The 26,905-nt window shown below is 56.3% G+C and carries 18 protein-coding genes; 5 read left to right on the forward strand and 13 right to left on the reverse strand.

What is annotated here, in order from left to right; translation table 11 throughout:
- From ACW5XC_RS16780 to ACW5XC_RS16815, 8 genes are all read right to left on the reverse strand, one after another.
- Positions 1-2,103, reverse strand: coding sequence for a motility associated factor glycosyltransferase family protein (locus ACW5XC_RS16780; protein WP_042053172.1), 2,103 nt, complete (start codon positions 2,101-2,103; stop codon positions 1-3).
- 28 nt (positions 2,104-2,131) lie between these two features.
- Entirely contained in the window at positions 2,132-2,434 is a 303-nt protein-coding gene (locus ACW5XC_RS16785; RefSeq protein WP_042053173.1) for a hypothetical protein, read from the reverse strand.
- An 8-nt stretch (positions 2,435-2,442) separates the two neighbouring features.
- The gene (fliS, locus tag ACW5XC_RS16790; RefSeq protein WP_042053174.1) at positions 2,443-2,865 is read right to left on the reverse strand and encodes a flagellar export chaperone FliS; all 423 of its coding nucleotides are present in this window, start codon (positions 2,863-2,865) and stop codon (positions 2,443-2,445) included.
- Between the two features lie 24 nt (positions 2,866-2,889).
- Positions 2,890-4,290: a flagellar filament capping protein FliD gene (fliD, locus tag ACW5XC_RS16795; RefSeq protein WP_042053176.1), complete on the reverse strand. Its 1,401-nt coding sequence runs from the start codon at positions 4,288-4,290 to the stop codon at positions 2,890-2,892.
- Positions 4,291-4,328: 38 nt separating this feature from the next.
- Complete coding sequence (locus ACW5XC_RS16800) at positions 4,329-4,799, reverse strand: flagellar protein FlaG (RefSeq protein ID WP_080771377.1); 471 nt, start codon at positions 4,797-4,799, stop codon at positions 4,329-4,331.
- Between the two features lie 28 nt (positions 4,800-4,827).
- Positions 4,828-5,694 carry a flagellin N-terminal helical domain-containing protein gene (locus ACW5XC_RS16805; protein ID WP_042053179.1) on the reverse strand — a complete coding sequence of 289 codons (867 nt, stop codon included), beginning with the start codon at positions 5,692-5,694 and terminating at the stop codon, positions 4,828-4,830.
- A gap of 185 nt (positions 5,695-5,879) precedes the next feature.
- Positions 5,880-6,737 carry a flagellin N-terminal helical domain-containing protein gene (locus ACW5XC_RS16810; RefSeq protein ID WP_042053181.1) on the reverse strand — a complete coding sequence of 286 codons (858 nt, stop codon included), beginning with the start codon at positions 6,735-6,737 and terminating at the stop codon, positions 5,880-5,882.
- Positions 6,738-7,427: 690 nt separating this feature from the next.
- Entirely contained in the window at positions 7,428-8,288 is an 861-nt protein-coding gene (locus ACW5XC_RS16815; RefSeq protein ID WP_042053182.1) for a flagellin N-terminal helical domain-containing protein, read from the reverse strand.
- 384 nt (positions 8,289-8,672) lie between these two features.
- Between ACW5XC_RS16815 and ACW5XC_RS16820 the strand changes: the two genes are divergently transcribed.
- Positions 8,673-9,305 (forward strand): trimeric intracellular cation channel family protein, encoded by a 633-nt coding sequence (locus ACW5XC_RS16820; protein ID WP_005333975.1) that lies wholly within the window; start codon positions 8,673-8,675, stop codon positions 9,303-9,305.
- 100 nt (positions 9,306-9,405) lie between these two features.
- On the forward strand, positions 9,406-9,798 hold the full coding sequence (locus ACW5XC_RS16825) for a hypothetical protein (protein WP_042053183.1): 393 nt from the start codon (positions 9,406-9,408) through the stop codon (positions 9,796-9,798).
- A 72-nt stretch (positions 9,799-9,870) separates the two neighbouring features.
- Here the strand turns inward: ACW5XC_RS16825 and thiI are convergent, their stop codons facing one another.
- On the reverse strand, positions 9,871-11,319 hold the full coding sequence (thiI, locus tag ACW5XC_RS16830; RefSeq protein WP_042053185.1) for a tRNA uracil 4-sulfurtransferase ThiI: 1,449 nt from the start codon (positions 11,317-11,319) through the stop codon (positions 9,871-9,873).
- Between the two features lie 177 nt (positions 11,320-11,496).
- Here thiI and ACW5XC_RS16835 point away from each other — a divergent pair, with 177 nt between their 5' ends.
- Positions 11,497-12,462, forward strand: coding sequence for a hypothetical protein (locus ACW5XC_RS16835; RefSeq protein ID WP_042053187.1), 966 nt, complete (start codon positions 11,497-11,499; stop codon positions 12,460-12,462).
- Between the two features lie 426 nt (positions 12,463-12,888).
- Here ACW5XC_RS16835 and pbpC read toward each other — a convergent pair whose 3' ends face one another.
- The 4 genes from pbpC to ACW5XC_RS16855 all read right to left on the reverse strand — a co-directional run bounded on the left by pbpC (position 12,889) and on the right by ACW5XC_RS16855 (position 22,901).
- Positions 12,889-15,234, reverse strand: coding sequence for a penicillin-binding protein 1C (pbpC, locus tag ACW5XC_RS16840; RefSeq protein ID WP_236727557.1), 2,346 nt, complete (start codon positions 15,232-15,234; stop codon positions 12,889-12,891).
- A 52-nt stretch (positions 15,235-15,286) separates the two neighbouring features.
- Entirely contained in the window at positions 15,287-20,173 is a 4,887-nt protein-coding gene (locus ACW5XC_RS16845; protein ID WP_042053189.1) for an alpha-2-macroglobulin family protein, read from the reverse strand.
- Between the two features lie 165 nt (positions 20,174-20,338).
- The gene (locus ACW5XC_RS16850; RefSeq protein ID WP_005353037.1) at positions 20,339-20,998 is read right to left on the reverse strand and encodes a DedA family protein; all 660 of its coding nucleotides are present in this window, start codon (positions 20,996-20,998) and stop codon (positions 20,339-20,341) included.
- 214 nt (positions 20,999-21,212) lie between these two features.
- Complete coding sequence (locus ACW5XC_RS16855; RefSeq protein ID WP_042053190.1) at positions 21,213-22,901, reverse strand: FAD-dependent oxidoreductase; 1,689 nt, start codon at positions 22,899-22,901, stop codon at positions 21,213-21,215.
- A 135-nt stretch (positions 22,902-23,036) separates the two neighbouring features.
- Here ACW5XC_RS16855 and ACW5XC_RS16860 point away from each other — a divergent pair, with 135 nt between their 5' ends.
- Together ACW5XC_RS16860 and pflA are read left to right on the forward strand one after the other, a co-directional pair.
- Positions 23,037-25,973, forward strand: a complete 2,937-nt coding sequence (locus ACW5XC_RS16860; protein ID WP_042053191.1) for a sensor domain-containing phosphodiesterase — start codon at positions 23,037-23,039, stop codon at positions 25,971-25,973.
- A 65-nt stretch (positions 25,974-26,038) separates the two neighbouring features.
- A complete protein-coding gene (gene pflA, locus ACW5XC_RS16865; RefSeq protein ID WP_005333994.1) occupies positions 26,039-26,836 on the forward strand; it encodes a pyruvate formate lyase 1-activating protein in 798 nt (265 codons plus the stop codon).
- Positions 26,837-26,905 lie beyond the last annotated feature (69 nt).

Genomic DNA, 26,905 nt, shown 5'->3' on the forward strand with positions numbered 1-26,905 from the left:
TCAATTACTACGGTATAAACTAATAATTTCACAATCCACTTTGTCAGGACTATCAAGCGCCTGAGGGTATAATTCTTTGGCTTTTAATAGATAAGCATTAAATATTTCAAGCGCATCACTTACTGCCTCCAGCGTCTCCTCTTCATCCGCGAAAGCATGGCAAAAAGTGATGAGGAAACTAAATAAATAATTGAATGTACCGATTAGAACTCTGGAGATATGACATTGTCTACTGTTCTCTATCACCAATAAATACTCAAATTGTCTCATCATGCGATTGACAACGTCAGCACGTGATAGCAAAGGCTCTTTCCACTCCAAGAGGACCTTGTCGATAAAGAAGTTAAAATAATCGGTATCAAGAGCCGAAGCCACCCTGGAACGATCAATATTAAGTGGCTTGAAGACCTCATTCGCAATGAACTCAATAATATCAATCTTATTAAAAGAAACAGGGAGATCACTAAACTGACTTTCTTTGATATCTAAAGCCTCGGCTCCTTCTATTTTTGCCCCATGGGAAGTATTAAAAAAGTTGGTGCCAGAGTATTCCCTTATAAGCCGCTCCATGACTCTGATTGAAGTGACAAACATTTTGCTAGAGATAACTTCCCCACCAAAATTGCCAGGAATGACCTGATCAGATCCTGCTGTCGCAAGACGTTGTAATGCCGCAATTGGGGCGCCATTATCATCATAATAAGAGCTTAACCTAGAATGATGATGCTCACTGTCATAATGACCATTATCGATGCCAAAAAGGTATATTTCTTTGAATCCCAAGCGGGCCGCGACTGAAATCCCCGTATTTCCAACCAAAGGGTTAACATGACTAAAGTAATCAAACCCTTGAACCTCTTCGAAATTAATACTAGCAAGAGATAGCATTGGCTCGTTAGGCTTGAATGCTAAAAGGCTACGTCTAAAAAACTGGTGGCAATCAGGGTGGGTGAGATCAGTACTTATATACAATATATCTTTAAGATAATCTTCATCATTAATCAATGCGATGAAATCTGGTACCGCTTTCGTTCTTTCTATGGTGACATATATATCAGGTTTAATCCCTTCTTTGTGCAGCGCTGAAATACTGCTACCACATGATATTAATATGGCTTTATTTTTATTTTCTTTAATATATGGGATGGTGGCATCTAACGATGGCCCATTACCTATAATAAATACTGGCACAGTGTTATATTTATCAGGCAGACTCTTACCTTTAACTAAAAATGGAATGCCTTTTGAAATATTTTCAACGCTATGCGAAAGAGCTAACATATTGTCGTCGAAAAATCCCCAGCCCATAGTAAAAAGAAAGAACTCTTTTTTCATTTTAGCAACAAGATGTTCAATAATTTCTGATGGGTAGTGCACCAGTCCGACAGGGGCCGCAGCAATAAATGGTCCTGCTTTGTGAATAGCATGTAGTGCATCATTCATCAAGTTATCTTGATCTTGCCCTAAAAAAATATGGATCCTGAGATTCTCCGCCATAATGTAATCAAGTAAAGATACCCAATCAAAGGCATAGAGCGAAGCATAAAACAGATCTAGATCAGGTTCAAAAACAAACAAGTTGGCAACCTTGCAGGTTTCATATAAATAACCTAGCTGATATCCTAAACCTACACCAAACATCATCATGAATGGCATTGATTCAGGGACTTGCTGAAGGGGACTGTATTCATTTCTTTTCTTTGCCAAAAGTTCAGCAAGTTGATTCAAATAATCAATGTGAATTTGATTGAAAAAATTTTTCTCTGTTCCAAAACGAATACCACCACTAGCACTAGAGGACATCATATGCTTTATTTGTTGCTGGCATTGAGAATATGGATCATCGCCATAAATAGCTACATTTTCATCTATCCACGCTAGATTAGGAATTCCATTTTCAGTGCAGAAAAATCTAAATTCTCTTTGTACTTTATAATTTAAAAAAGCCTTGTGTATAGATGGTATATATTTAGAGAATGCAACCATATTTTGCTCGAAACGAATAGGCAAAACTTCAGCCATTGCTTTCTCTTGCTCAGCCTGAAGCATGATTCGCTCAGCATCTTGTGTTATTTTTGCTAGTATCTCTTCAGGCTTAATCATATCCTCTCCTGTCACCACGCGATTATAATTAAATTTCGTTTGCTTTATAGTGATTAATTGCTTTGTTTTTTTTACTGATAGAAAAGGCTTCTTTTTGCACTAGTTGCTTTGCCATTTCCAGTTTATTTTGTACTATAACACTTGTATTTAATATGTTATCAAGCTGTTCTAAATGAAGATCCTCCCACCCACTGGCAGAGTAGAGAGAAAAGATGATTGCTTCTCTCTCATCAAATAGTTCATCAAGGGTATCAAAACTTTCCGATTCCACATATGTTAATATGTGCGCTGTATTACGCTGCAACGCGTCAAGCAACTGTTTATATGCCACGATAAAACCTATAAATCCCCAAGTGATTGCCGCATAGTATACGCTTTTTGCTTTTCCTGATCTGGTATCTTATCCCAAGACTCTTTGATCATTAACATAAGTTTCATAGACTCATCCAGAGGTGATACCTCCATTTTTACGCTAGCATCCAGCAGACGTTCACCCATATATTCATAAAGAGAGAATAATCTTTCTGATATTTCACCTTGAGACATATCAAGGCTATCTTTCAATCCATTTAAAATTGCATTTGCCGATGAAATACGATCGCTTTTTAACTGATAATCATTGCGCTCAATTGCACCTTTAGCCTGAGCGACTCTTTCTAAAAAACCTTGCATTAACAACTGAATAACCTTGTGTGGATCTGCAACAGACAGCTCAGCTTCAAGTGAATTTTTCTTATAGATGCCAAGTGATTTGTTGTACATGATAACCTCTCAAAAACTATCCGTTCAGGACTTCTTGTTCATATTAACCAAGGTAGTCAAGCTACCCATAGATGAATTCATCCTAGCAACCAATACATCCAAGCGGGCATACTTCTGGCGCAACCCCTCTTCGTACTTAGTAAGATAAGCATCAAAATCTACACGTTCCTGTTTAATTGACCTGACATCCTGTTGAATACTATCACGTCTTTTATCAAGAGAGCCTGAAGATTTAGTGTATTCGTTCAATTGTGAATCAAGTCTCTTCGCCAACCCGGTTTCACCAGAAAAAACACTTTCCAGCTTACCAAAATTTTCATCCATCACTTTTGTCAATTTTGCATTATCAATAGACAAACGACCTTTTTTATCAATGTTAATACCGACATTAAAAAGTGAGTCGTTGTCTACGGTAGATAATGAGAGTTCTTTGAACAAAAGACTCTTAACACCATTGAGAGTTTGATCACCAGCTAGAGGTCCTGAATCCCCCACTCGCTCGCCACCCACTATCGTTGGTCGCTTACCCAGAGTATCCATGGTATCCATCAAAGCGTTATATGATTTAATAAACGCCTCAATATTTTCCTTGGTTTTCCCTTTATCCTGCTCTACGGTTACCTTGGTTGCTTTATAGTTATTCGCCGCATCTTTTTCACTCAATTGCAACACGGTAAACGACGTATCTTGGATCACATTATCAAATTTATTCGTAGCACTATTAACCTCCAGACCGTCGATTTCAACTATTGCATCTTTTGCATTTTTTTGGCTTCCCATCACAGATGCAGGATCACTGGTTGAAAAACGCTGTAAGTCAGCATTACTGGCCGTCACCTGTAAATCATTACCTTGACCACTCACGGATGACTCAATAACAAGTCGTGACTTACCATCGACATTTATAATGTTCGCAGAGACACCAAAATTATTAGATGCACTATTAATTTTATTACGCATGTCGAGTAAGGTGTCATTAGCTGCCAAATCAACATTAAGGGTTTTACCCCCTGCGCTAAATGTCAATGTACCTGCAGATGACGTTGCAATATCGGAAGAAGATGTGAATGCATTATCTGCCGAAATAAAAGAACTGCCAGTGGCAAGCTGCTTAACTGCAATATTGTAATTTCCAGTATTAGCTTTATTAGTTGCCGTAAATGCCAGTAGCTGATTATCTGCAGACTGGCCAATCGTCACCTTATTACCAGAAAAATCTGCTGGTTTAGCCAGTTTTTGTAATGCAGCATTAAAGGTGCTGATAGCCGACTTGAGTTGACCTATACCAGAAAGGTTACTATTCAGGCGAGTTTCACGGCCCACAATACGCCTTTCAAATTGTGTTTTTTTGGCACTTAACTCTGCCTGGATCAAATCATTAAGTGGCAAATTGGACCCTACACCTGCTGAGCTTATACTCGCCATTTCAATATCTCCCAATATGAGATCAGGCTACCACCTGTTCAGATTGACTGATCAAACAAGAGGCCTATTTGCTGAGCACCATCAATTCTCTTGGACAACTCAAGCTCTTTGAACCGCCGAGATATGCTTAACATTTCCTCACTTGGTATTTGCCTGATCAGATCCCCAGTTTCCTTGTCATGCAACTTAATCACTGTTTTACCGGCTGTTTTATCCTGACTAATGTTCAAGTACCAACCCTTTGTTGCAACAGCCTCTTGCAATTCTTGTACCTGTTTTTCCAAATCAGCCTTCTGCTGCCTTAAATCGTTCATCGATGAACTTAGAGCACGCAGAGATGCCTCTTTTGAATCCGCATCATTTGATCCTGCCCCACCTATGGGTCGTGTAGTCACGTTGCCCTCCGGTTTCGGATTGGTCGATGCAAAAACAGCAGCCTCCCGGCTGCCGTTATCACTACGCCCTACAACAGGAGAGGAGCTAACGCCTACATTTAAATCGGTCGACATAATAGCCTCCTAATACCCATAGTCAGTATTAACGCAGCAGCGAGAGCGCGCCATTAGGTCGCTGGTTTGCCTGCGCCAATACGGTGGAGGCAGCCTGCTGCAAGATGTTGTACTGGGTGAGCGCAGCCGTCTCTACAGCAAAGTCCGCATCACGTACCCGAGACCGGGCAGATGAGAGGTTTTCGGCGATATTTGCCTGGTTGCGAATGGTAGACTCCATCCGATTCTGGATTGCACCCAGCTCAGCCCGTTTACTGTCTACTCCGGCTATCATTTTGTCCACCGCACCAAGCACATTTTGAGCTTTGTCTTGCGTTGAAATAGACAGCGAAGCTACAGTACTAAATCCACCTCTAGAACCAGCAAATCCAGCTGCAGCCGCGATACCGGAGATACCAAATCCCCCACCCTGAAATAATGTAAAACTGATCGTTTGCTTGGCATCCGCCCCTACCTGGAAAACCCCTTTATAGGTGCCATCCAATAGCTTGGTCCCGCCAAAGGTCGTATCTTTGGCAATCCTATCAATTTCAGTTGCCAACTGCTTGACTTCTTGTTGCAGCGCAGAACGATCAGCATTTGTATTGGAGCCGTTGGCTGACTGCTCGGCCAACACTCGCATCCGCTGGAACATACCGGTGATCTCTTCCATCGCCCCTTCAGCGGTTTGTGCCAGGGAGATACCGTCATTAGCGTTACGGTTACCCTGGTTCAAACCGTTGATCTGGGAGGTCAAACGGTTGGAGATCTGCAGACCGGCCGCATCATCTTTGGCACTGTTGATCCGCAAGCCAGAGGAGAGGCGTTGGTAGGCGGTATCCAACGCCTTGTTGGTATTCATCAAATTTCGCTGAGAGTTCAGCGAAGAGACGTTGGTATTAATAAACATCGACATGATATCTCTCCTATCGATAAGGGCTCCACGGCATACCGCACGCTTTCCCCTCGTGTGATAAGGTGAACCGCCTCATCACACTCTCTTGGCAGAGAGTTTGTCCCCCTCTGCCATCTCGTCATATCAGGAGTCCCGAACACCCAATATTGTGCTAACCGATGAACGGCCTTACTGGCCGCTCTCCTTTAACGCAGCAGTGAGAGCGCACCGTTAGGACGCTGATTTGCCTGCGCCAATACGGTGGAGGCTGCCTGCTGCAAGATGTTGTACTGGGTGAGCGCAGCCGTCTCTACAGCAAAGTCCGCATCACGTACCCGAGACCGGGCAGATGAGAGGTTTTCGGCGATATTTGCCTGGTTGCGAATGGTAGACTCCATCCGATTCTGGATTGCACCCAGCTCAGCCCGTTTCCGGTCTACCCCGGCAATCATCTTGTCCACTGCACCGAGCACACTCTGTGCATTGGATTGACTAGTAATATTTATCGCCGCCAAGGTTGCAAACGCAGCGCCTGCACTGGCCGCGGCCGCAATACCGGAGATATTGAAGCCATTGGCCTGAGTCAATGAAAAACTGATGGTTTGTTTGGCATCCGCCCCTACCTGGAAAACCCCTTTATAGGAGCCATCCAATAGCTTGGTCCCGCCAAAGGTCGTATCTTTGGCAATCCGGTTAATTTCTGTTGCCAACTGTTTGACTTCTTGTTGCAGCGCAGCACGGTCAGCGGTCGTATTGGAGCCGTTGGCTGACTGCTCGGCCAGCACCCGCATCCGCTGGAACATACCGGTGATCTCTTCCATCGCCCCTTCAGCGGTTTGTGCCAGAGAGATACCGTCGTTGGCGTTACGGTTACCCTGGTTCAAACCGTTGATCTGGGAGGTCAAACGGTTGGAGATCTGCAGACCGGCCGCATCATCTTTGGCACTGTTGATCCGCAAGCCAGAGGAGAGGCGTTGGTAGGCGGTATCCAACGCCTTGTTGGTATTCATCAGGTTCCGCTGAGAGTTCAGCGAGGACACATTGGTATTAATAAACATCGACATGATATTTCTCCCATTCGATACAGACTGCAGGCCTCGCTTACATCAGCCCTGTTGCAATCCGGGAGTGAAGGGGTGAACAAGCCCTTCGACTCTCGACCAGCGGCAGTTGTTTGAACAGACAACCACCGCCACACCGCAAAATTCAGGAGTCCCGAACACCTTCTTTTGCTTACTCTGGTTAACGGCCGCGTTGCAACAAGCTTGAGGATTTTTTGCCGCTGGCGGCAAAACATTGCCGCCCCGACCTGTGGCTTCCAGTCAACATGGAGGGATGTAAAGATAATGAAGCGGGAAGAGGAGATAGCAGGGTCACCGCACGCCTCGGTACCCCCTGTTCGACGTCAATATATTGACTTATCAAGACCAGCATCTGCCTGACTGATGGTCAGACCGTCGGATAGATCCACACCAGCCACCGCCAACATAGCTAAAACGTCAAACTGGCATGTTTCATGCTTTGTGTTTTATGACAACAAAAGCATGAGCAGTGCTATAAAAAAGGCCGACTCAAGGTCGGCCAACGAGCTTTAGCTCAGGAGAATGTGGCGAGTCAGGTTGTGCAGTTGCAAACCGCGCTCGCTGAGCATAATAGTTTACTACAGTGTTGTGACTTATCAGAGACATGATTTCCCGAACACCCTCTGATGCGTCCTACCGAAAGGCGGCCTGAACAACCGCCTTTCTTTTTTATTAACCTCTTAACAACTGAAGTGCGCCATTGGGACGCTGGTTTGCCTGCCCCAGCACAGTTGATGCCGCCTGTTGCAAAATGTTGTACTGGGTCAACGTGGCAGTCTCTTGCGCAAAATCAGCATCTCTAATGCGGGAGCGGGCAGCACTGACGTTTTCAGCAATATTGGCCTGGTTGCGAATGGTTGACTCCATCCTGTTTTGAATGGCACCCAGCTCGGCACGTTTGCTATCCACCCGGGCAATCATCTTGTCCACCGCCCCCAACACACTTTGCGCGTTACTCTGGCTCGACACTGACAATCCAGCAGCCGTGCCAAAAATCGTGTTCACACCCGCAGCAGCACCCAATCCCGAGATACTAAAGCCGCCAGTCTGAGAGAGCGTAAAGCTGATAGTTTGCTTGGCATCGGCCCCCACCTGGAAGATACCTTTATAGTTACCATCGAGTAACTTGGTGCCACCAAATGTGGTATCTTTGGCAATCCGGTTGATTTCGGTGGCCAGCTGTCGCACTTCCTGCTGGATGGCAGTGCGGTCAGCAGCGGTGTTTGAACCGTTTGCCGATTGCTCAGCCAGCACCCGCATCCGCTGGAACATGCCGGTGATCTCTTCCATCGCCCCTTCAGCAGTCTGGGCCAGCGAGATGCCGTCATTGGCGTTACGGTTACCCTGGTTCAAACCGTTGATCTGGGAGGTCAAGCGATTGGAGATCTGCAGACCAGCCGCATCGTCCTTAGCTGTATTAATTCGCAAGCCGGAGGAGAGTCGTTGATACGCAGTATCCAAAGCCTTGTTGGTGTTATAGAGGTTACGCTGCGAGTTGATGCTCGATACGTTGGTATTTACATACATACTCATGATATTTCTCCTAAGCGATTAAATTTGCTCTTTATTAGCTCAGGCTTTCTTTTTAGTTTGTGCCCGATGCGTCTTATTTAACGGCTCGTTTTTGGATGTCTTTAGCATTTTTTTCAACGCTTCATCGCATTAACGCCGCTTACCTTATATATCGGCGGGTCGGGGGGATACTTAAGGAAAAAATCGGTCCTAAACCTGTGATGGAACTCAACCTTCTAAAGCTCGCCAACGGCGGAGAGCTACGGGCACGCACGAGCCTCACCCGGTTCATGCCGCGAGAAAAAATCCGTCCCGACTCTCAATTTTGTCGAGCACTGTTGGCGATTGGGCTCACCAGCCCCTAAAATCGCGGCCCCATCAACAATTTGGCGTGAGTTGTTCTCCATGCAGACACTGGTTGAGCAGATTGTTTACATCAGCGACATGTTTGGTACTGCGGTATTCGCGTTTTCAGGGGTATTGGTGGCTGGCCGACTCAGAATGGACGGGTTTGGCGTCATGGTTTTGGCGGCGGTCACTGCCATCGGCGGCGGAACCATCCGTGACATGATCCTGGGAGCCACCCCCGTATTCTGGGTGCGCGACCCGCTCTATATCTGGGTGGTCATCGCGACGGCGCTGATCGGTATGTGGATGGTCAAACTGCCCCGCAGGATGCCCTGGTATGTACTGCCGGTGGCGGATGCCTTCGGGCTAGCCCTCTTTACCGTGATCGGTGCCCAGAAGGCCCTCAACTTCGGCACCCCGGGGCTGATTGCCGTGATCATGGGCACCATGACCGGGGTAGCCGGTGGCATGATCCGCGATGTACTGGCGCGGGAGGTCCCCATGGTGCTGCAAAAAGAGATCTATGCCACCGCCTGTATCCTCGGCGGCATTCTCTATACCTTGGCGCTGGAGGCAAACATGGACAGGGTCACAGCCATGCTCATCTGCATGACGGCCGTGTTTGGCCTACGGGTCGCGGCTATCTACTGGCATCTTTCGCTACCGACCTTCTCCCTGCAACGCAATTGAGAGCAGGCCCACAGCGTCATCATGTCGCTGTGGGCCACGCGTTGAACCAAATAGGCTTTTCTGTTGTCATAGAAGCAGTCGTTGTTAGCCGGATATTCTCATGCACAAAATCGGTATGCTTACCACTCTCCTCCTTGCGAACGTGACAGCAGCACATGCCGAAGCACAAGCCGTTTTTGGACGACTGGCATCGGCGCCAGTGCAGCAGTTCAACCAGCAGATACGTCAGGCGAACGAGCTACATCAGAAATGGGTCAATGACTACCGTGAGGTAGCACTTCGTTTTGTCGGTCATAGCGACATCCCCAGTCGCATCCATGCACAGCAACTGGATAATGATCTGGTACTCTCGGTTGCCCTCGATGGCAGCAAGAACGACATGCTCTATATCCTGACTCTCTATCGCAGCGATAACCTTTGGCAAATGAGGGGAGCGGAAATGGGTTGGCGTTGCCTGGGGGAGCACTCCTTCACTCCCGTTCCCTGTCCATAAATCCAAGCTCCGAGCTATAAAACAAAAATCCGGCACATTGGCCGGATTTTTTATGGGAGATTGAGCGTCAAATTACGGACGGTAAACTTTGACGTTGGCAAAGCCTTTCTCTTTCAGGTAAAGCGCCTGCAGCTTGCTCATCACGCCGCGATCGCAGTAGAGCAGGTAGGTCTTCTCTTTGGGCAGATCGCCAAAGGCGGTGGCCAGCTTGAAGAAGGGGATATGCAGTACTTCACGACCTTCCACCACCAGCGGCTTCTCGTCGTGTTCGTCGGCAGAGCGGATATCCAGGATCACCTCGTCAGCGCCCAGCACCTGGGTGGTTTCCACCTCTTGCACTTCAGCAGCAGTCTCTTCACCGATACGACGGATATCGAGGTAACGGGCCTCGGAGACCACCTTGTCCAGAATGGAGAAGTCAAAATTGGCCTCTTCCTCTTCAATGCGGGAGAGCTCGGCCTTCACAGTCGGCTTTTTGGAGATGACCCCACAATACTCCGGCATGGTCTCGGCGAACTCCAGGGTGCCGATGCGGCGGGCTTCACTGATGATATCCGGCTTGTCCCAGGTGATAAGCGGGCGCAGGATCACCTTGTCGGTGACCCGGTCGATCACGTTCAGGTTGGTGAGAGTCTGGCTGGATACCTGACCCACACACTCGCCGGTCACCAGCGCCGGGATCTGGAACTCATCGGCCACCTTGGCGGCAGCACGCATCATCATCCGCTTGAGCACCACGCCCATCTGACCGTTGTCGATCTTCTCGAGGATCTCGGCAACCACCGGCTCGAAGTCCACAGCGGTGAAACGTACCCGGTGGGAGGAGCCGAAACGGTTCCACAGGTGGTAGGCCACCTGCTTGACGCCGATTTCGTGGGCAGCACCGCCCAGATTGAAGAAGCAGTAGTGCACGCGGCAGCCGCGCTTGATGAACTGGAACGATGCCACGCCGGAGTCAAAACCGCCGGAGAGCAGGCTCAGCACATCTTCCTGGGTCGCGATGGGCATGCCGCTCAGGCCCTGATGGATGGCGCTGACAATAAAGAGCTCTTCGCCGTCGATCTCGAGGTTGATCTTCACATCCGGGTTCTTGAGGCGCACACCATTGCTTTCGCAGTGCTGGTTCAGTCCACCGCCCACATAGCGCTCAATCTCGAGGGAGGAGAACTCGTGCTTGCCGTGGCGCTTGGCGCGCACGCAGAAGGTTTTGCCCTTGAGCTGGTCGCCCCACACGGCTTTCACCTGCTCGAAGATGTCGTGCAGATCGGTAAACTTGCTGGCTTGTACCTCGAGGAAGGCCTGAATGCCGGGAATGCAGGCCAGGGCTTCGATTGCCTGCTCGCGGAACTGGTCATTGCGGGAGCTCACGATCAGCTTGTCCCAATCCATCCGTACGCGGGCATCGTCGTCGAAGCGGCGCAGGACATTGCGGATATTGCCCTGCAGGATCTTGATAAAGCGCTGGCGAACCGACTTGCTCTTGATGGTGATTTCCGGGAACAGCTTGATAATGAACTTCATGGTAATGACTCGGGTGACCTTGATTTAAGGGCGCGAATTATATCAGAACTTTGTGGCCAGCGCCTACTGGATGAGCGTTTGCTCACATTCCCCCACGCAGCGTTTGCCGTGCAGCGCCAATCTTGCGTATATTCCCGACCCTGCGCCTCGCCAGATTTTTGACAACAGACTGATCCGATGAAGACCTATATCTACTACCCCGGCATGGAGGTACGCGACGAGCTCTGGCTCAAATTTGCCCTGCTCTATCTGGAGCGGCTCGCCTTTGTCTTCACCGTCAGCGAAAAGAGCGGCCTCACCGCCCTGCTCGATACCCTTCAGCAGCAGACCGATCTGCTGGCCGAGCGGCCCGATGCCGCCTTCTTTGCCGCCATTACCCCGCAGCTGGAGAGCCAGATAAGCGGTCTGGTGGCCCCCGATTTCGTCCGCCACAAGGTGTTTGGCAACAAGGAGCTGATTGGTCGCTGGCGTCAGGAGGCCAACCACGACTGCTTCTGCCCGGAGCAGGCGGGGCTGGAGCGGCTGCACGGCTTTTGCCTGACTCACGGCTTTGCGACCCGGGATGAGGGTGGGATCAGAATGGCACGGCGCTTTGCCAATCTGCTCTCCATGCGTCTCGCCCGTGAGTGGGCACTCGCCAATGACGGGGCGCTTATTACCGATCACGACTATCTCGACCGACTGCTCCATCTGCTGGAATCCCGCTACCACAATCGCGGCGGTCAGGATTGCTTCCACCTCGAGATCCCGTTGCAAGTGCCCACTCACCTGGCCGATATTCCGTTTGCAGAGCTGATTGCCCTGCGCGGGCGCAGCGGCTTTCGCCAGCAGTTGGCCGAATTTCATCTGGCTCTCGACAACCTGCTCACCATGCTGGGTAGCGGCTATGCCGACCCGGCGGCCCTGACCCGCTTTGAACAGGCTCAGCAAGGGCTCAATCAACTGCTCGGCCCCGAGACCCTCAGCATGCCACTCACCACCCTGGTCAGCACCAGCCTGCCCGCCGTGGCGATGCTCCACCAGTTAAAGGCGAGCCACCCCGAAAGCAACCTTATCTTCCATCCCATCAAGAAGAGCCACTTTCACCAGCGCAAGAGCCAGCACTTCTTCACCCGGCTCGGCCATCTGCGCCACCTGGGCTGAACCGATGGAATGAAAAAGGGGTTGGCATCTACCAACCCCTCTCGTTTTCTGCGGCCTACCAATCATCCCCCCGGTGATTGGCCTGCTCTTGCGCCTGCCTGCGCGCCTCCATCGCCCTGTCACGGCGGATATTGGCAGGGGTACAGGCAAACTGTTTCTGATAGCAACGCGCAAAACTATCGGAAGCAGGTTCGAAAGGTGAATAGAACCCGGTACGTTCAGGAGAAACATGGTGATCACCATGATTGGTTGTGGCACAACCCGAACTCATCAGCACCAGCAAGGGACACAGAACACGCAGCAAAAGAGAACTCCCGATTGGATTTGAATGAACTCGTAATTATTCACAAATTAATTCATCCAATCAAATATTGATGCATTTCAAATAGTTAATTACATTCACCTCAATGGCTGTCGGCAAAACGATCAACGGGTGATGGTGCCGGCATCACTGTCAGGATGCACCACGCGAAACTCGATACGATCGCTGTTGCCCGCTTCATCCACCACCACCAGCTGATAACGACCCGCCACACTCAGCACCTGATCCCCGTCCCAGCGCAGTCGCTGGCCGTTGAGAAACCAGGCCGACTTGCCGACACCGCCCAGCACCTTGGGCTGCAACCGATAGCGCTGGCTGCGGATAAGGTTGCCCTCCCCCAGCGCCACGATGCGAATGGGGGCCTGCAGCTCGGCGCTCTGCCCCTCCCCTGCACAACTGCTGGCGAGCAGCGACTGCCGCCGCTCACCGGGGGACCGCCACGGCTCCAGCGACAATGGCCAGAGCGCCCGAAAACCGGATTGTGCCGCATCGGGGCAACGGGTCAGAGTCGGCTTGCCCGCGGCGGTCAATGCAACTTGACGCAGCGGCGAGGGCCAATCCATGGGATCCGGCAAGGTGGGGGGATCGCGCTCTTCCAGCAACCAGGCGCTCTGACGCTGCAAGCAGGCCTCAGGCAGGGTCGAGCTCATTTTGCGCCCCAGCGGCCAGCAGATCTCGGCTTCGCTCACCGTGTTGGGTTGTGCCGGCAGAGAGCTGTTGTCAGCCAGCCGTGAGTAGACCGAGAGCAGCAGCGGCACCGCTGCGCTCTGGCCGTAAAAACCGGGCAAAGGGGTGCCGTCGGGGCGCCCAAGCCAGATGCCGATAGTCCAGCGACCGGAGACCCCCATGGCCCAGCTGTCGCGATAGCCGTAGCTGGTGCCGGTCTTCCAGGCCAGTCGGTTAACCCGGCCGGTCGCCTCACTGGCAAAGGGCTGATCCGCGCGCCCCTGGGCACTCAATATCTGCCAGATGATCCAGGCCGCGCCCGGGCTCAGCAAGGGGCGTGACACCGCCTGCTGCCCCGCCAGCCAGACCGGCATCGCCACCTGCCCCTGCCGGGTCAGCGAGCTGTAGAGCGCCACCAGCTGTTCGAGCCGAATGCCCGCCGCCCCCAGCGCGATGGCAGGATTGGGTTTGTCGGAGAGCGCCAGTCTCACCCCGGCGTTGTCGAGGCGGCTGACCAGTTTGTCCGGCCCCAGCGCCTCCAGCACCTGCACCGCCGGCACGTTGAGGGATTGCTGCAGCGCCTGGGCCAGGGTCACCGGCCCCTGAAAGGCACCGGAAAAGTTGGCGGGGCGGTACTCCGAGCCCAGCCTTGGCGCATCGGAGAGCAAGGAGGCCGAATGCACCAGCCCCTCGTCCATCGCCAAACCGTAGATGAAGGGCTTGAGGGTAGAGCCGGGGGAGCGGATCGCCTGCACCATGTCGAGGTAACCGTGGCGACGCAGATTGCCATACTCGGCGCTGCCCACATAGGCGCGCACCGCCATGGTTTTGTTATCTACCAACAGCAACGCCGCTGAGGTCTGCTCGGGGAAGCGACGGATATAGCTCGCCACCCGCCCCTCCAGCCAGCGCTGCAGATCGCCGTCTATGGTGGTGTGCACCAGCGCCCCGGCCTGATTATCGGCGGCAAGGCGGGCAAAGAGCGGCGCCTCCATTGGCGTGAAGTGACCGCGGGCCAGCACCGGCTCGATGCGTCCCTCCAGCCACGCCTGTTCGGGCCAGACGCCCTGCGCTACCAGTCGCTGCATCACCTTGTCACGGGCGGTGCGGGCCCGCTCGGGATGGCGGTCCGGCCGGTTGCGGCTGGGTGCCTGCGGCAACACCGCCAACAACGCCGCCTCGGCATAGGTCAGCTTGGCCGCACTCTTGCCGAGATAGGCAAAACTTGCCGCCTGCACCCCCTCCAGATTGCCGCCAAACGGCGCCCGATTGAGGTAGACGGTGAGCAGGGTGCGCTTGTCATAGTGCCACTCCAGCTGCAGCGCGCGGGCCATCTGGCGCAGCTTGCCGGGCACGCTCCTGTGGTAGGGCTCGATAAGACGCGCCACCTGCATGGTAAGGGTCGAGCCGCCCGATACAGCCCGCCCATAGCGCAGCCACTGCCAGACCCCGCGCACCATGGCCACCGGATTGACCCCGGGATGACGCCAGAAGTAGCGATCCTCGTAGCCCAGCAGCGCCTCGATATAGCGGGGGGAGACCTGCTCCAGGGTCACGGGATAGCGCCACACGCCGCTGGTATCGGCAAAGGCGCGCAGCGGCCGCCCCTTCATGTCGAGCACCACCCGTGCGTAGGCAGGGTCGAGTGGCGGCGGCGGGAAGAGTCGATCCAGCGCCAGTAATGACAGGAGCAGTGCGACAACGCCCAGCACCGAGAAGAGCAGCCAGCGTGGCAAACGACCAAGCCAGCGCCAGCAAGCGTGGCCAGTGCGACCCAATTTCAGCCAACCACGCTGCCAGAAAGTGAGCGGGCGAACCCGCTCAAGGGAGGGAACATTACTCAGAGATGATCACCTCATGGATATCCTCACCCACGGCACGCAGCTCGGGGCGGTACATATCCTCCACCTGGGTCGGCGGCACCTGATAGCGACCCGGCGTCACCGCCCGCATCAGGTAGACCAGTTGCTGGTTGCTCCCCTCGCTCAGATCCAGCGCAGCCGTGTAGCGGTCATCGCGAAACTCCTGATGCTTGAGATAGTCGTTCCACTCGCTCTGCCACGCCGGTTTCCCCTCGATGGAGAGCTCTTCCAGCTTGATGCTGTTGCCAAGGGCCGGGTTCTCCAGCTCGAAGCCGGCGGGCACCATCTCCACCAGCAGGGCATCGGGCACCGCCGACTCACTGCTGACGTTGAGCCGCACCACCACCAGATCGCCCACCTTCACCTTGGCGGGATCAAACGGCTGACCGTCGCTATTGAACCAGCTACGGGTCACGCTCATCCCCTTGCTGATCCGTGCCGGAGCCTGTTCGGGGTAACCTACCAGAGTACGCTGCACATAGAGGGCCCCCCTGCCCTCGTTGGTGACGGAGCTCGCCGCCAGCGCCTCGGGGGCGCCCTGCTGCAGCGGAGCCGAACCGCTCAGGGATCCACTGCCAAGAGAGGAAGTTACCTTGGCCTGCCAGTCGACGGCCGGATCGAAGCGGGCGAGTCGCAGCAGGGCGAGCCGCTCCTGAGTGCTGAGCCACTGACGGTGAGCCAGGGTATCTGCCACCTTGGCACTGAGGGCCGGCCAGCGCTCCACAGCCAGCTTGTGCTGGCGCAGCAAGGAGAGCTCAAGAGCTTCATCGCGCAGCGGTGAGCCGTAATCCCCGAGATAGTCATCACCGCGCTCGGTCGCCAATGCCCGGCTGAGGGCCTTGGCGGCGTTCTGCTCATCCCCCATGGCCGAGAGGGCCAGCGAGAGGTGGAGCAGCGGCAAACCGGAACGGGCGTGATCGGCCTGCTGCTCCCAGATAAGACGCAGGGTAGCGAGCGGTGCCTTGCCAACCCGGGCCAGCACATAGGCACTGTAGGCCTGATAGGCCAGCCGGCTGTGCTCGGGGGCACTGCTCCAGCGCTCACCGTACTGACTGTCGGTGAGATAGTTTTGCAGCCGGTTCAAAGCCTGATTGAGCATCGCCTCCGGCACTGCGTCACCCGCCTCCTTGCGCGCCAGCAGGTAGTCGGCGGCATAGGCGGTGAGCCACTGCTCCTCGTCGGAGCGACCATCCCAGAGGCCAAAGCCACCGCTTGGCAGTTGCAACCGCTGCAGCCGTTGCAGCAGGGCGCGCTGCACATCCGCCTCGCTCGCCGCTTTCTTGCCCTCTGCGGGTTTGCTCCAGGCGGCCCGCTCATCGGCCGTGGTCAGCAAGTAGGGCCAGGCACGGGACAAGGTCTGCTCCAGACAGGCATAGGGGTAATCGGCCAGCGCCTGCCACTGGGCAGCCGGATCCCAGGGGGGAGTACCGGAGAGGCTGAGCAGCCCCTGCAGGTTGGCGCGATCCAGCCCGACCAGCTCAGCTGGCGCAAAGCTCATCTGTTGGCCGGGAGCCAACATCTGATAGCGCTGGCGAGTCTCGGCAGGCCAGGGGGAACGCAGCGGCAAAGTCCAGTCGCGGCTGATGGCAAAATCCTTGCCGCTGGCCGCCAACTGCAGGCTTGCCACGCCGCTCGCCCCGGTCACGGTGAGCGGCAGGGTCAGCCACTGCTCCTCGCCGTTTTTAAGGGAAAGGGTGCCGGGCAGCTCGCCATTTGCCTTGAGCCCGCCGTTGAGGGTCCAGACAAGGGAGAGGGTCTGATCCTCGCCGCTCATGTTGCGCAGCTGCACCAGCGCCTGGGTCTCATCCCCTCTGGCGCCAAAGCGCGGCCAGCCGATCTCTGCCACCAGCGGCGCCACTACCTTGACGGCGCGCTCGGCCTCCCCGACTTGCTGTTCGTTCCAGGCCAGCGCCATCAGCGCCAGTTCGCCGTTGAAGTTGGGCAAATCGAGCGGGATCACCGCCTTGCCCTGCTGGTCAAAACTCACCTCGCCGCTCCACAGTGCGGCGATCTCGACCCGACTCTCCAGCGCGCCACCCTTTTTCAGCGGCGCTCGGTCACCCCCATAATTGAGGCGGGCCAGCTTGCCATCTTGCGGCGGGATCACCTGGCCGTAGTTGTCGAACAAATCTTGAGCGAAGCGCTTGCGACCAAAGAAGATCTCGAACGGGTCGAGCGGCTGGTAGTCGCTGATATTGAGCACGCCCCGATCCACCGCCGCCAGCACCACGCGCCCCTGACTGTTGGGGGTGGAGGTGGCGGTCACTTCCAGCCGGGTAAGCGGCACAGCTTTATCCGGTGCGCTCAGGGTAAGCGGCAGACGACGCGCTTCCCGATCCAGGGTGAGCGGCACCAGTCCGACCGAGCGCAGGCTCTGTCCCTGCTGGCTGCTGACCGGTTTGGAGGCGCTGTCTGGCGCGGCGATCTGGGCCGAAATGTGCAGATCATGACGCTGCCACTCGGGGCTGACCGGGATCTCGAACTCGCCGCGGGCATCCTTGGCATCGCCACCGGCCCCCTTGAGCTCGATGCGCTGCCACCAGCGCAGGCCGTCGCCATCTTCCACCAGCAGCAACCCCTTACCGGGGCGCGGCGCCACCAGCGTCACTTTGGCCTTGTCGCCCGCCTGATAGGCGCGTTTGTCGAGAGTGATGGCAATCTTGTCAGGCCGTGCCTGCTCGCCACCACCGCCCCAGGCGTAACTGCCTATCTCCACCCGCAGGCTGGATTGATGGCCCTGACTGTTCTCAACCTCCAACCGATACCAGCCCGCCGCCAGTTGCAGCGTGAGCGGGGTCGGCCCCTTGCCATCCAGCTGCAGGGTCTGCTCCTGTTCCAGATAGGGCTGGCTGTTGAACTCGTACTTCCACCCCTCGCCATCGGCGTAGTGCCAGTAGTAGTCGCGGTACTCGTTGATAAGGCGCACTTTCACCGCCCCCGCCACCGGTTGGCCTTGCTCATCGAGGTTGAGGATCTGTAAGGGGAGCGGCTTGCCCCCCTCTACCCGATCGGCCACGAAGTCGGCCTTGAGTGCCGGCCACTGGCTGCCTGCAGGCCAGCCATACTGGGTGCGGCTGCGATTGACGGCGCGGCCACCGGGCTCGGAAAGGGAGACCCGATAGGCCACCTCCAGCGGCCCGAGACCGCGTACCCCATCGAGTTCATCAGCAAGCGAAAAAGTCCCCTGCCCCTGCGCATCGAGGGTGAGATTGAGAGGCTCGAGATCCTTGGCCTGCTCGGCAAGCAGCACGTCACCCAGCGTGAACTCCTGCCACTGGGTAAAAGGCATGGTGGCGCGGCTGATCTTTACCTCCGCCTTGGCCTTGGTGGCACTGGCCGGCGCGCCGTAGAGATAGTCCCCCTGCAGTGGCAGGCTGAGGGCGGCGTCAAGACTCGTCACTTCCCCATCCGGCCCCTTGCCAAGCTGCAGTTTGAGCCGCTCCGGCAGAAACTCCTCCACCAAAAAGGGCCACTCGAAGCGACTGCCGGCGGCGGTCTTGAGGCTGATGGTCCAGCGCCCAAGCGGTGCATCGTTAGGCAAACGCAGGCCGTAGTGGGCCGCCCCCAAATTGTCCGGCAGCAGCCGCTTCTGTTCGAGCAATTGACCGTCCGGCTGCTTCACCTCCAGCTCCACCGCCATCCCCGGCAGCAGCTGGCCATCTTGGCCCTTGAGCAGGATCTCGCTGTCGAGCCGCTCGCCGGGGCGATAGAGGTCGCGCCCGCTAAAGAGATACAACTGCTGGGCCTGCCAGGGCTGGGTACCGAGATCGAAGGTGGAGAGATCGAGCGCCGCCCCATCGAGGCGCAGCACCGCCAGATGGTTGCCCTGTTCGGCCAGCAGCAAGCGAGCCCCCTGCACCTGATCAAAGCGGCGATGACCCTGTGGATCCGTGGTTTGCACCTGCAACCGGTTGCCCTTCTCATCGAGCAGGGAGAGCTGCACATCCTTGAGCGGGTCGGCGCTGGCCAGGGAGCTGACAAACACCTCCAGCTGATCGCGGTAACGGCGGGCACTGAGCCCCATGTCGCTCACCGCGAAATAGGTGGTCTCCTTGCGCCAGTCGTAGTTGCCAAGGGGCGACATCACCGCAAAATAGACGCCAGCCTCCGCCAGCTGCGGCTCTTTCACATTAATGAGGCGGGTCTCGCGCCGGTTGGCATCGAGCTCCAGCGCATAGCGGCCGCTGAACACCCGCTTGGCCCGCTTGGTGATCTGCTCAAGCTCCCAGTTACCCATGCCGGCACCGGGGCGATATTCCGCCAGAAAACGGGACAGATACTCCGCATCGACCCGAAAGAAATCGATATTGACCTCATCCACGTTGACCGCGCTGATGGGCAAGCGAAGTTCCTGACGCAGCGGCAATACCATGCCGCTCGCGGTAAAGGAGGCCCCCGCCTCCAGCGGCCGGGTCTTGAGAGTCCAGCTCTGGGGGGATGGGCCCAGCCCCGCTTTGAGGCTCACCTCGTAGCTTTTGTCGGGCTGAACGTTCGGGAAATAGAGGGTGCGACCATCGTCGGCGAGGATCCACTCCCCCTGCACCTGCTTACCCCCCTCACTGACCCCGAGCCAGCTCTGCCAGTTTGCCTTCGGCGCCAGGGGGCCGGAGAAGACCAGCGCCAGTGCCGGCGCATCGCGATATTGGCGGGCATTGGCCTGCACCACGGCGCTTGGGGCTCCCGTTTCCTGCTGCGCAGTGGATTCTGTGGTCGGTACTTGGCTGGCGGGCTTGTCAGGGCCACAACCAGCCAGCAGCAAACCTGTCAGCCCGGATAGCAGCAGGGCCGAGCAGCGGCGGCGCAGAGCGCCGGTTCCAGCGGTAGAGCGGTGAGAAGCAGAGGGAGAGTCGAAGAGGCGCATAGGTTCCATCCCGAGTTGGAGCGCTGCAAACGCAGCGTGGCTGGAAACAGGATAAGGCATCCTGCTCACCCGACACAAAGCTCATTACCCGAATGGGCACAATTCCGCCCCCCTGCAGCACGAGAACCCCCTTGCCCACTGATCCAGTGCGGCAAGGGTTGTCATCTAGTCGTGGCTGGTCTCGTTTTTTGCTCCGCCTTTGAACCAGCGAAACAGGATGGCCATGACGGCCGCCAGAAACAGCACCAGCGAGGTAATCAGCAGGGCCCGGGTCAACAGTTCGCTGTGGTGGAGGAAGAAGGGGGTATTCATCGCCAGCTTGCCCACCAAACTGAGGCAGAGCGCCCACATAAAGGCACTGGCAAAGCTGGCCACGCACATCCGCAGCACGCTCAGGCGGCCAATCCCCATCAACATGGGGGTCAGCACCCGCACAAACGGGATAAAACGGGAGGAGAACATCGCCAGAAAACCGTACTTTTTCAGCAGCCGGGTCGCCTTGGGCAGGCTGTCGGGAGGCAACATCCGTTCGATATGATCCATAAAGCGGGTGCGCTGCAGTGCCCGTCCCTGCCAGTAGGCGAGCACGGAACCTATGCCTGCAGCCAACGGCAGATAGACAAGAGTCACTTCGGGGCCAAACACCCCCATGCCAACCAACCCACCGGCCAGCAGTACCAGGCTGTCCCCCGGCAGGGGCAGGAAGACGAATGCGGACTCCAGCAGCAGTACCAGCATCAGGCAACTGATCAGCAGGGGTACCGCCTGCATCTGAACCAGGGCGTCAAAATCCTGATGCCAAATGGCCATCAGCATATCCAGCATGTCACTCTCCCTACTACACGGTTCATCATGAACGAGGCAGGGGTTATAGCACCCATCCCCTGAACAAAACGTTAATTTTGTCCGGCACAGGAAATAAAGTGTGTCGAAATATTGCTGCAATTAGGGAATGCAAGGAGGGCGAAAAGCAGAAACAAAAAGCCCCTCATCTTGCACGCACAAGGGAGAGGGGCAAACAGGCACAGAAATAAAACGGTTACTCGGCGGTGGCCATCTGCCAGGTTTTGAAGCCGCCGGAGAGATTCTTCACTTTAAAGCCGTGCTGGCTCAGCAAGCGGCAGGCGACATGGCCGCGCAGCCCAACCTGACAGCTGATCAGCAGCTCTTTCTCTTTGGGCAACTCATGGAGGCGACCACGCAACTCGTCGAGGGGGATATGCAGCGCCCCCGGAATGCGACCCAGCTTGTCGAGCTCCGGGCCATTGCGCACATCCACCACCAGCTGATGGGGGTTACGAGCCTGCACCTCGGCCACGTGGCAGAGCAGGGTGTCCCCCTTCAGGTGGTTGCTCGCCACAAAGCCCGCCATGTTGATCACATCCTTGGCCGATCCAAAGGGCGGCGCATAGGTGAGCTCCAGATCCTGCAGGTCAAACACGGTGAGACCGGCGCGCTGGGCCACTGCCAGCACGTCGATGCGCTTGTCGATGCCATCCTTGCCGATGGCCTGGGCGCCATAAATCTTGCCATCCGGGGCAAACAGCAGCTTGAGGCTGACCGGATGTGCGCCCGGGTAGTAACCGGCGTGGCTGCCCGGATGGACATAAACCTTCTCGAACGGCAATCCCAGTTGCACCAGTCGTTTCTCGTTGAGGCCGGTGCTGGCCACCGCCAGATCGAACAGCTTGCAGATGGCGGTCCCTTGGGTCTTCTTGTAGGTTTCGCTTCGGCCCAGCATGTTGTCGGCGGCGATGCGCCCCTGCCGGTTGGCCGGGCCCGCCAGCGGGATCAGCACAGATTCGCCGGTGACGAAGTCAATCTCTTCCACCGCATCCCCCACCGCATAGATAAAGGGATCCGAGGTACGCATCCCGGCATCCACCTTGATGCCGCCCCGTGGGCCCAGCTCCAGCCCCGCCTTGGCAGCGAGCAGGGTTTCCGGCTTGACGCCGATGGCGAGGATCAAGAGACCGGTATCAAGATGGGAACCGTCATTGAGGGTCAGGCGCAGGCCACCGCTTTTGGCGGTCGGCACGGCGGAGGTCTTCTCGGCAGGCAGATCCAGACTCTCGATGGCGGTGAGGCCGGTGCGCAGGCGAAGGTCGATCCCCTCTTCCCGGATGCGGGCATGGAGCATGTTGGCCATCTCCTTGTCCACCGGCGCCATCACCTGATCGGCCAGCTCCAGCAGGGTGACATCCAGCTTGCGCTGATGCAGCGCCTCCATCATCTCCAGGCCGATAAAACCGCCACCCACCACGGTAACGTGGCGCGGCTGATCGTGATGCAGGGCCGCCAGAATGCGATCCATGTCCGGGATGTTGCGCAGGGTATAGACATGGGGGCTGTCGATACCGGGGAAGGGAGGACGGATCGGCGCCGCCCCCGGGCTCAGCAGCAGCACATCGTAATGCTCGCGCTGCTCTTCACCGGTTTGCAGGTTGCGCACCAGCAAGGTCTTGCCCGCCTTGTCGATCTCAATCACATCGTGGAAGACCCGCACATCGACATTGAAACGGCGCTTGAAGCTCTGGGGAGTCTGCAGCAGCAAGGCATCTCGGTCGGGGATATCGCCCCCGATGTGATAGGGCAGACCGCAGTTGGCGAAGCTGACAAACCCGCCCCGCTCGAACATCACGATCTCTGCCTCTTCACTCAAACGACGAGCACGAGCCGCCGCCGATGCGCCCCCCGCGACACCACCGATAATCAGGATCCGTTTCATCTGCAAGACTCCTCATACATGATAATGGGCAATAAATTAGACTTTTCTAATTTAGAATTCAATGAAATTTTGTTTCACACCATTTTGCAGTATTCTTGCAACCCCGACGGTTGCTTAACAGGATGTTGTTTGTTCATGTCGTCTACCGCACTCAGTCATCTTCCTCCTGCCCTCCAGACGCCGCTCTTTTTCCGTCTGGACCTGCGCAGTCAACGGCTGGTCGCCCTGACCGACGTGATGCAAACCCCGCTCTACTGGCTCGACGAACCGCGCGCCCCCTGGCCTGCCCAGCTGCCCGATGCCCTGCGCCTGCCCATCGAACAACTGTTGGCCAACGGCCATGGCGGCAAGATCACCGTGCGCTTTGCCAGCCAGCTCTGGCACATCGCCCTCGCTCACGAGCAGGATGGCTTCTGGCTCATCTGTCTGCAGAACCTTCGCCAGGAGCCCATCGCCGATCTGGCATTGCAACTGCCGCGCCTCAGCCAGATGGCGAGCCAGCAACAGTATGCGCCCCTGCTCGAGGCCCTTAAAGAGAGCTTGGGGGCCGATCGGCTCATCCTCTGGCACTATCAGGCCAACGGCGATCTCGGCAGCGAGCAACTTACCCCGGTGTTCACCCTAGGGGTCGAGGCGCCCTACCCCATTCGCGGTGACAGCCGCTATATCCGCGCCCTGCGTACCCGCAAAGCGTTGAGTTTCTCGGAGGCCGCCCACCAGCCGATGCTGAGCAATCACCTCTATCTGACCAGTGCCGGTGTGCGCTCACGCCTCGATGGTGCCCTGCTGGAGCAGGACAAGCTGTTCGGGGTGCTGAGTCTGGAGTATCTCGATCCCACCCCGCTTAGCGAGGAGATGTTGCAACTGGTGCGCAGCAGCGCCCAGCTGCTCGTCCACTGGCAACCGCAACCGGAAGAGCACCGCACCGAGCTGGCCCTCCCGCCCGAACTGCACCAGCAGACCGGCATCGACTACTGCAAGACGCTGGTAAGCTGGGCCATGAGCGCCAGCGGTGCCCGGGTGGGCTGGATCGGCGAGTTCCAACCCCGCGGTCAGGATCTCTGGATCATCCCCCGCTGCGTCATCAACGAGGAGATCTGCTCCCCCCTCAAGCCCATCCAGCTCGACCCCGGCCCCGCTCAGGAGCTGTTCCAGCATGGTCAGGCCATCTATGTGGAAGATCTGCCCGTGCGCTATCCCAAGGCGACCCGGCTGCTGGCCCTCAACGCCAGCGCCTACATCGGCATTCCACTCCATGGCCAGAGCGGCGCCCCCATTGGCCAGATCACCCTGCTGCTCGATACCCCCCTCGAGGAGCCCGAACAGCTTCTGGATCTATTGAGCAGCCAGCACGAGCGGGCCGCCATCGAGCTCAAGCGCCTCGCCACCGACGATGCCCTGCGGCTGGCTGAGGTAGCCTTTAATACCCACGATGGGCTGATCGTGATGGATCACAACGGCATCATCCTCAAGGTCAACCACTCCTTCAGCCGGATCACCGGATTTGGCGAGGTAGAGGTGATCGGTCACTCCATTCGCAAGCTGCGCCCCACCTACTACGGGGATCATCTCAAGGAAGATGTCAGCCGCACCGTCAACGAGCAGGAGTTCTGGCTCGGGGAAGAGCGCTGCCTGCACAAGGATGGTCACCTCTTTCCGGTGCGCTTGATGGTGAACGGCGTCAAGGATGAGCAGGGGGAGCTCAGCCACTTTATCTGCAGCTTCTACGACATCACCCAGGAACAAGAGGCAGCCAGACATATCGAGCAGCTCGCCTACTACGACGATCTCTGCGGTCTGCACAACCGCCGCAGCCTCAACCATATTTTGCAGCAGACCCTGAGCGCCCCCAACGGCCAGTGGGGCGCCCTGCTGCTGGTGGATCTCGACAACTTCAAGTCGATCAACGACTCCCTCGGTCATGCCTGCGGCGATCTGCTGCTGCAGGCCGTGGTGCAGCGTTTCAGGGAGCTGCCCCAGGACAATCTGGTGCAGGCGCGCATCTCGGGGGATGAGTTTGCCCTGCTCTTTACCCAGCTCGGACAAGGCGAGGTCACCGCCAAAATTCTGGCAGAGCACTTCGCCCGCGAGCTGATGGGGCTGTTTCGCACCCCGTTCGACATCGGTGATCACAAACTGCACTGCAGCGCCTCGGTGGGGATCAGCCTCTTCTCCGGCAACGAGACGGATCATCTGGTCCTGATGCAACAGGCCGACACCGCGACCCACATGGCCAAGCGCGCCGGTCAGGGCCACTACGTCTTCTTTACCGAGGCGATGGCCCAGCACGAGAAAAATCGGCTGACCCTCACCAATGAGCTGCGCGATGCCCTGCGTCATCACGAGCTGCAGCTCCACTATCAACCGCAATACCGGGTCGACAATGGCTCGCTGTCGGGTATCGAGGCGCTGCTGCGCTGGCAGCGCAGCGACGGCACCATGGTGCCACCCGGGGAGTTTATCCCCATCGCCGAAGAGACCAGCCTGATCCTCGAAATCGGTTACTGGGTGATGAAGACCGCCTGCGCCCAATACAGCTTCTGGCTCAACCGTGGCCTGCAGATCCCCCATCTGTCGGTCAACGTCAGTGCCCGCCAGTTCCACACCCAGGGCTTCGTACAACAGGTGGAGTACATCTTGCGCGACACCGGTGTGCCCCCTTCCCGCCTGCTGCTGGAGGTGACCGAATCGGTAGTCTTGGAGAATCGGCAGGAGAGTATTGCCAGAATGCGCCAGCTCAAGGAGCTCGGCATCCTCATCTCCATCGACGACTTCGGCACAGGCTACTCGTCGCTGGCCTATCTGCGGGATCTGCCCGCCGATGAGGTAAAGCTGGACAGAAGCTTCATTCAGACCCTGGTACACAGCGAACAGGACAGAGCCATCGTCAAGGCGATACTCGATCTGGCCCAGGTCTTTCGTTTTACCGTCACCGCCGAAGGGGTGGAAGAGGAGGCGCAGCTGGCCATCCTCAAAGCGCTGGGATGCCAGCATTATCAAGGGTTTCTCACCAGTCGGCCGCTCACCGTCAAGGGGCTGGAGCAGCTGCTTGGCAGCCGGGCGCCGGACTAAAGGTGTAGGATCAATAGGGGTTTATGTAATAAAATAACGGCCTGCTCGAATCGTTGGAGTTGTTTATGTCTGTCATTAATCGGATCCCTGCCGTTGAAATCAGCCAGCCAGCCGGAGCTCACGGCACCGTTGGCCGGATCCATTCCGTCGAAACCTGCGGCACTGTCGATGGCCCGGGAATACGCTTTATCGTATTCATGCAAGGCTGCCTGATGCGCTGCAAGTACTGCCACAACCGCGATACCTGGGATACCGAAGGTGGCCGCGAAGTGACCGTACCGGAGTTGATGAGTGACATCACCAGCTATCGCCACTTCATGAATGCCTCCGGCGGTGGCGTGACAGCGTCCGGCGGTGAAGCCATGCTGCAACCGGCTTTCATTACCGAACTTTTTACCGCCTGCAAAGAGAAAGGGATCCACACCTGTCTCGACACCAACGGCTTCGTCCGTCATCTCGACGAACAGGTGGACAAGCTGCTCGACCAGACCGATCTGGTGCTGCTCGACATCAAACAGATCAATGACGAGAAACACATTCCGCTGACTCACGTCAGCAACAGATACACCCTGGAGTTTGCCCGCTATCTGGCGGCCAAAGGCAAGACCATGTGGATCCGCTACGTGGTGGTACCGACCTGGAGCGACGACGACGAGAGCGCCGAAGGGCTGGGTCAGTTCATCGCCGAGCTGGGCGAGAGCGTGGAGAAGGTGGAGCTGCTCCCCTATCACGAACTCGGCAAACACAAATGGGATGTGCTGGGCGACCCGTACGAGCTGAGCGGGATCAAGCCCCCCAGCAAGGAGACCATGGAGCGGGTCAAGGGGATCCTTGGCAAGTACCACAACAACGTGAAATATTGATGTGCAAGCAGGCTGACTCGTCAGCCTGCTCTGTTTTCGGGTGGCAGGGATCTGGCTGCCCGGCGTAAT

The organism is Aeromonas sp. 25-AL00135 (assembly GCF_054052385.1).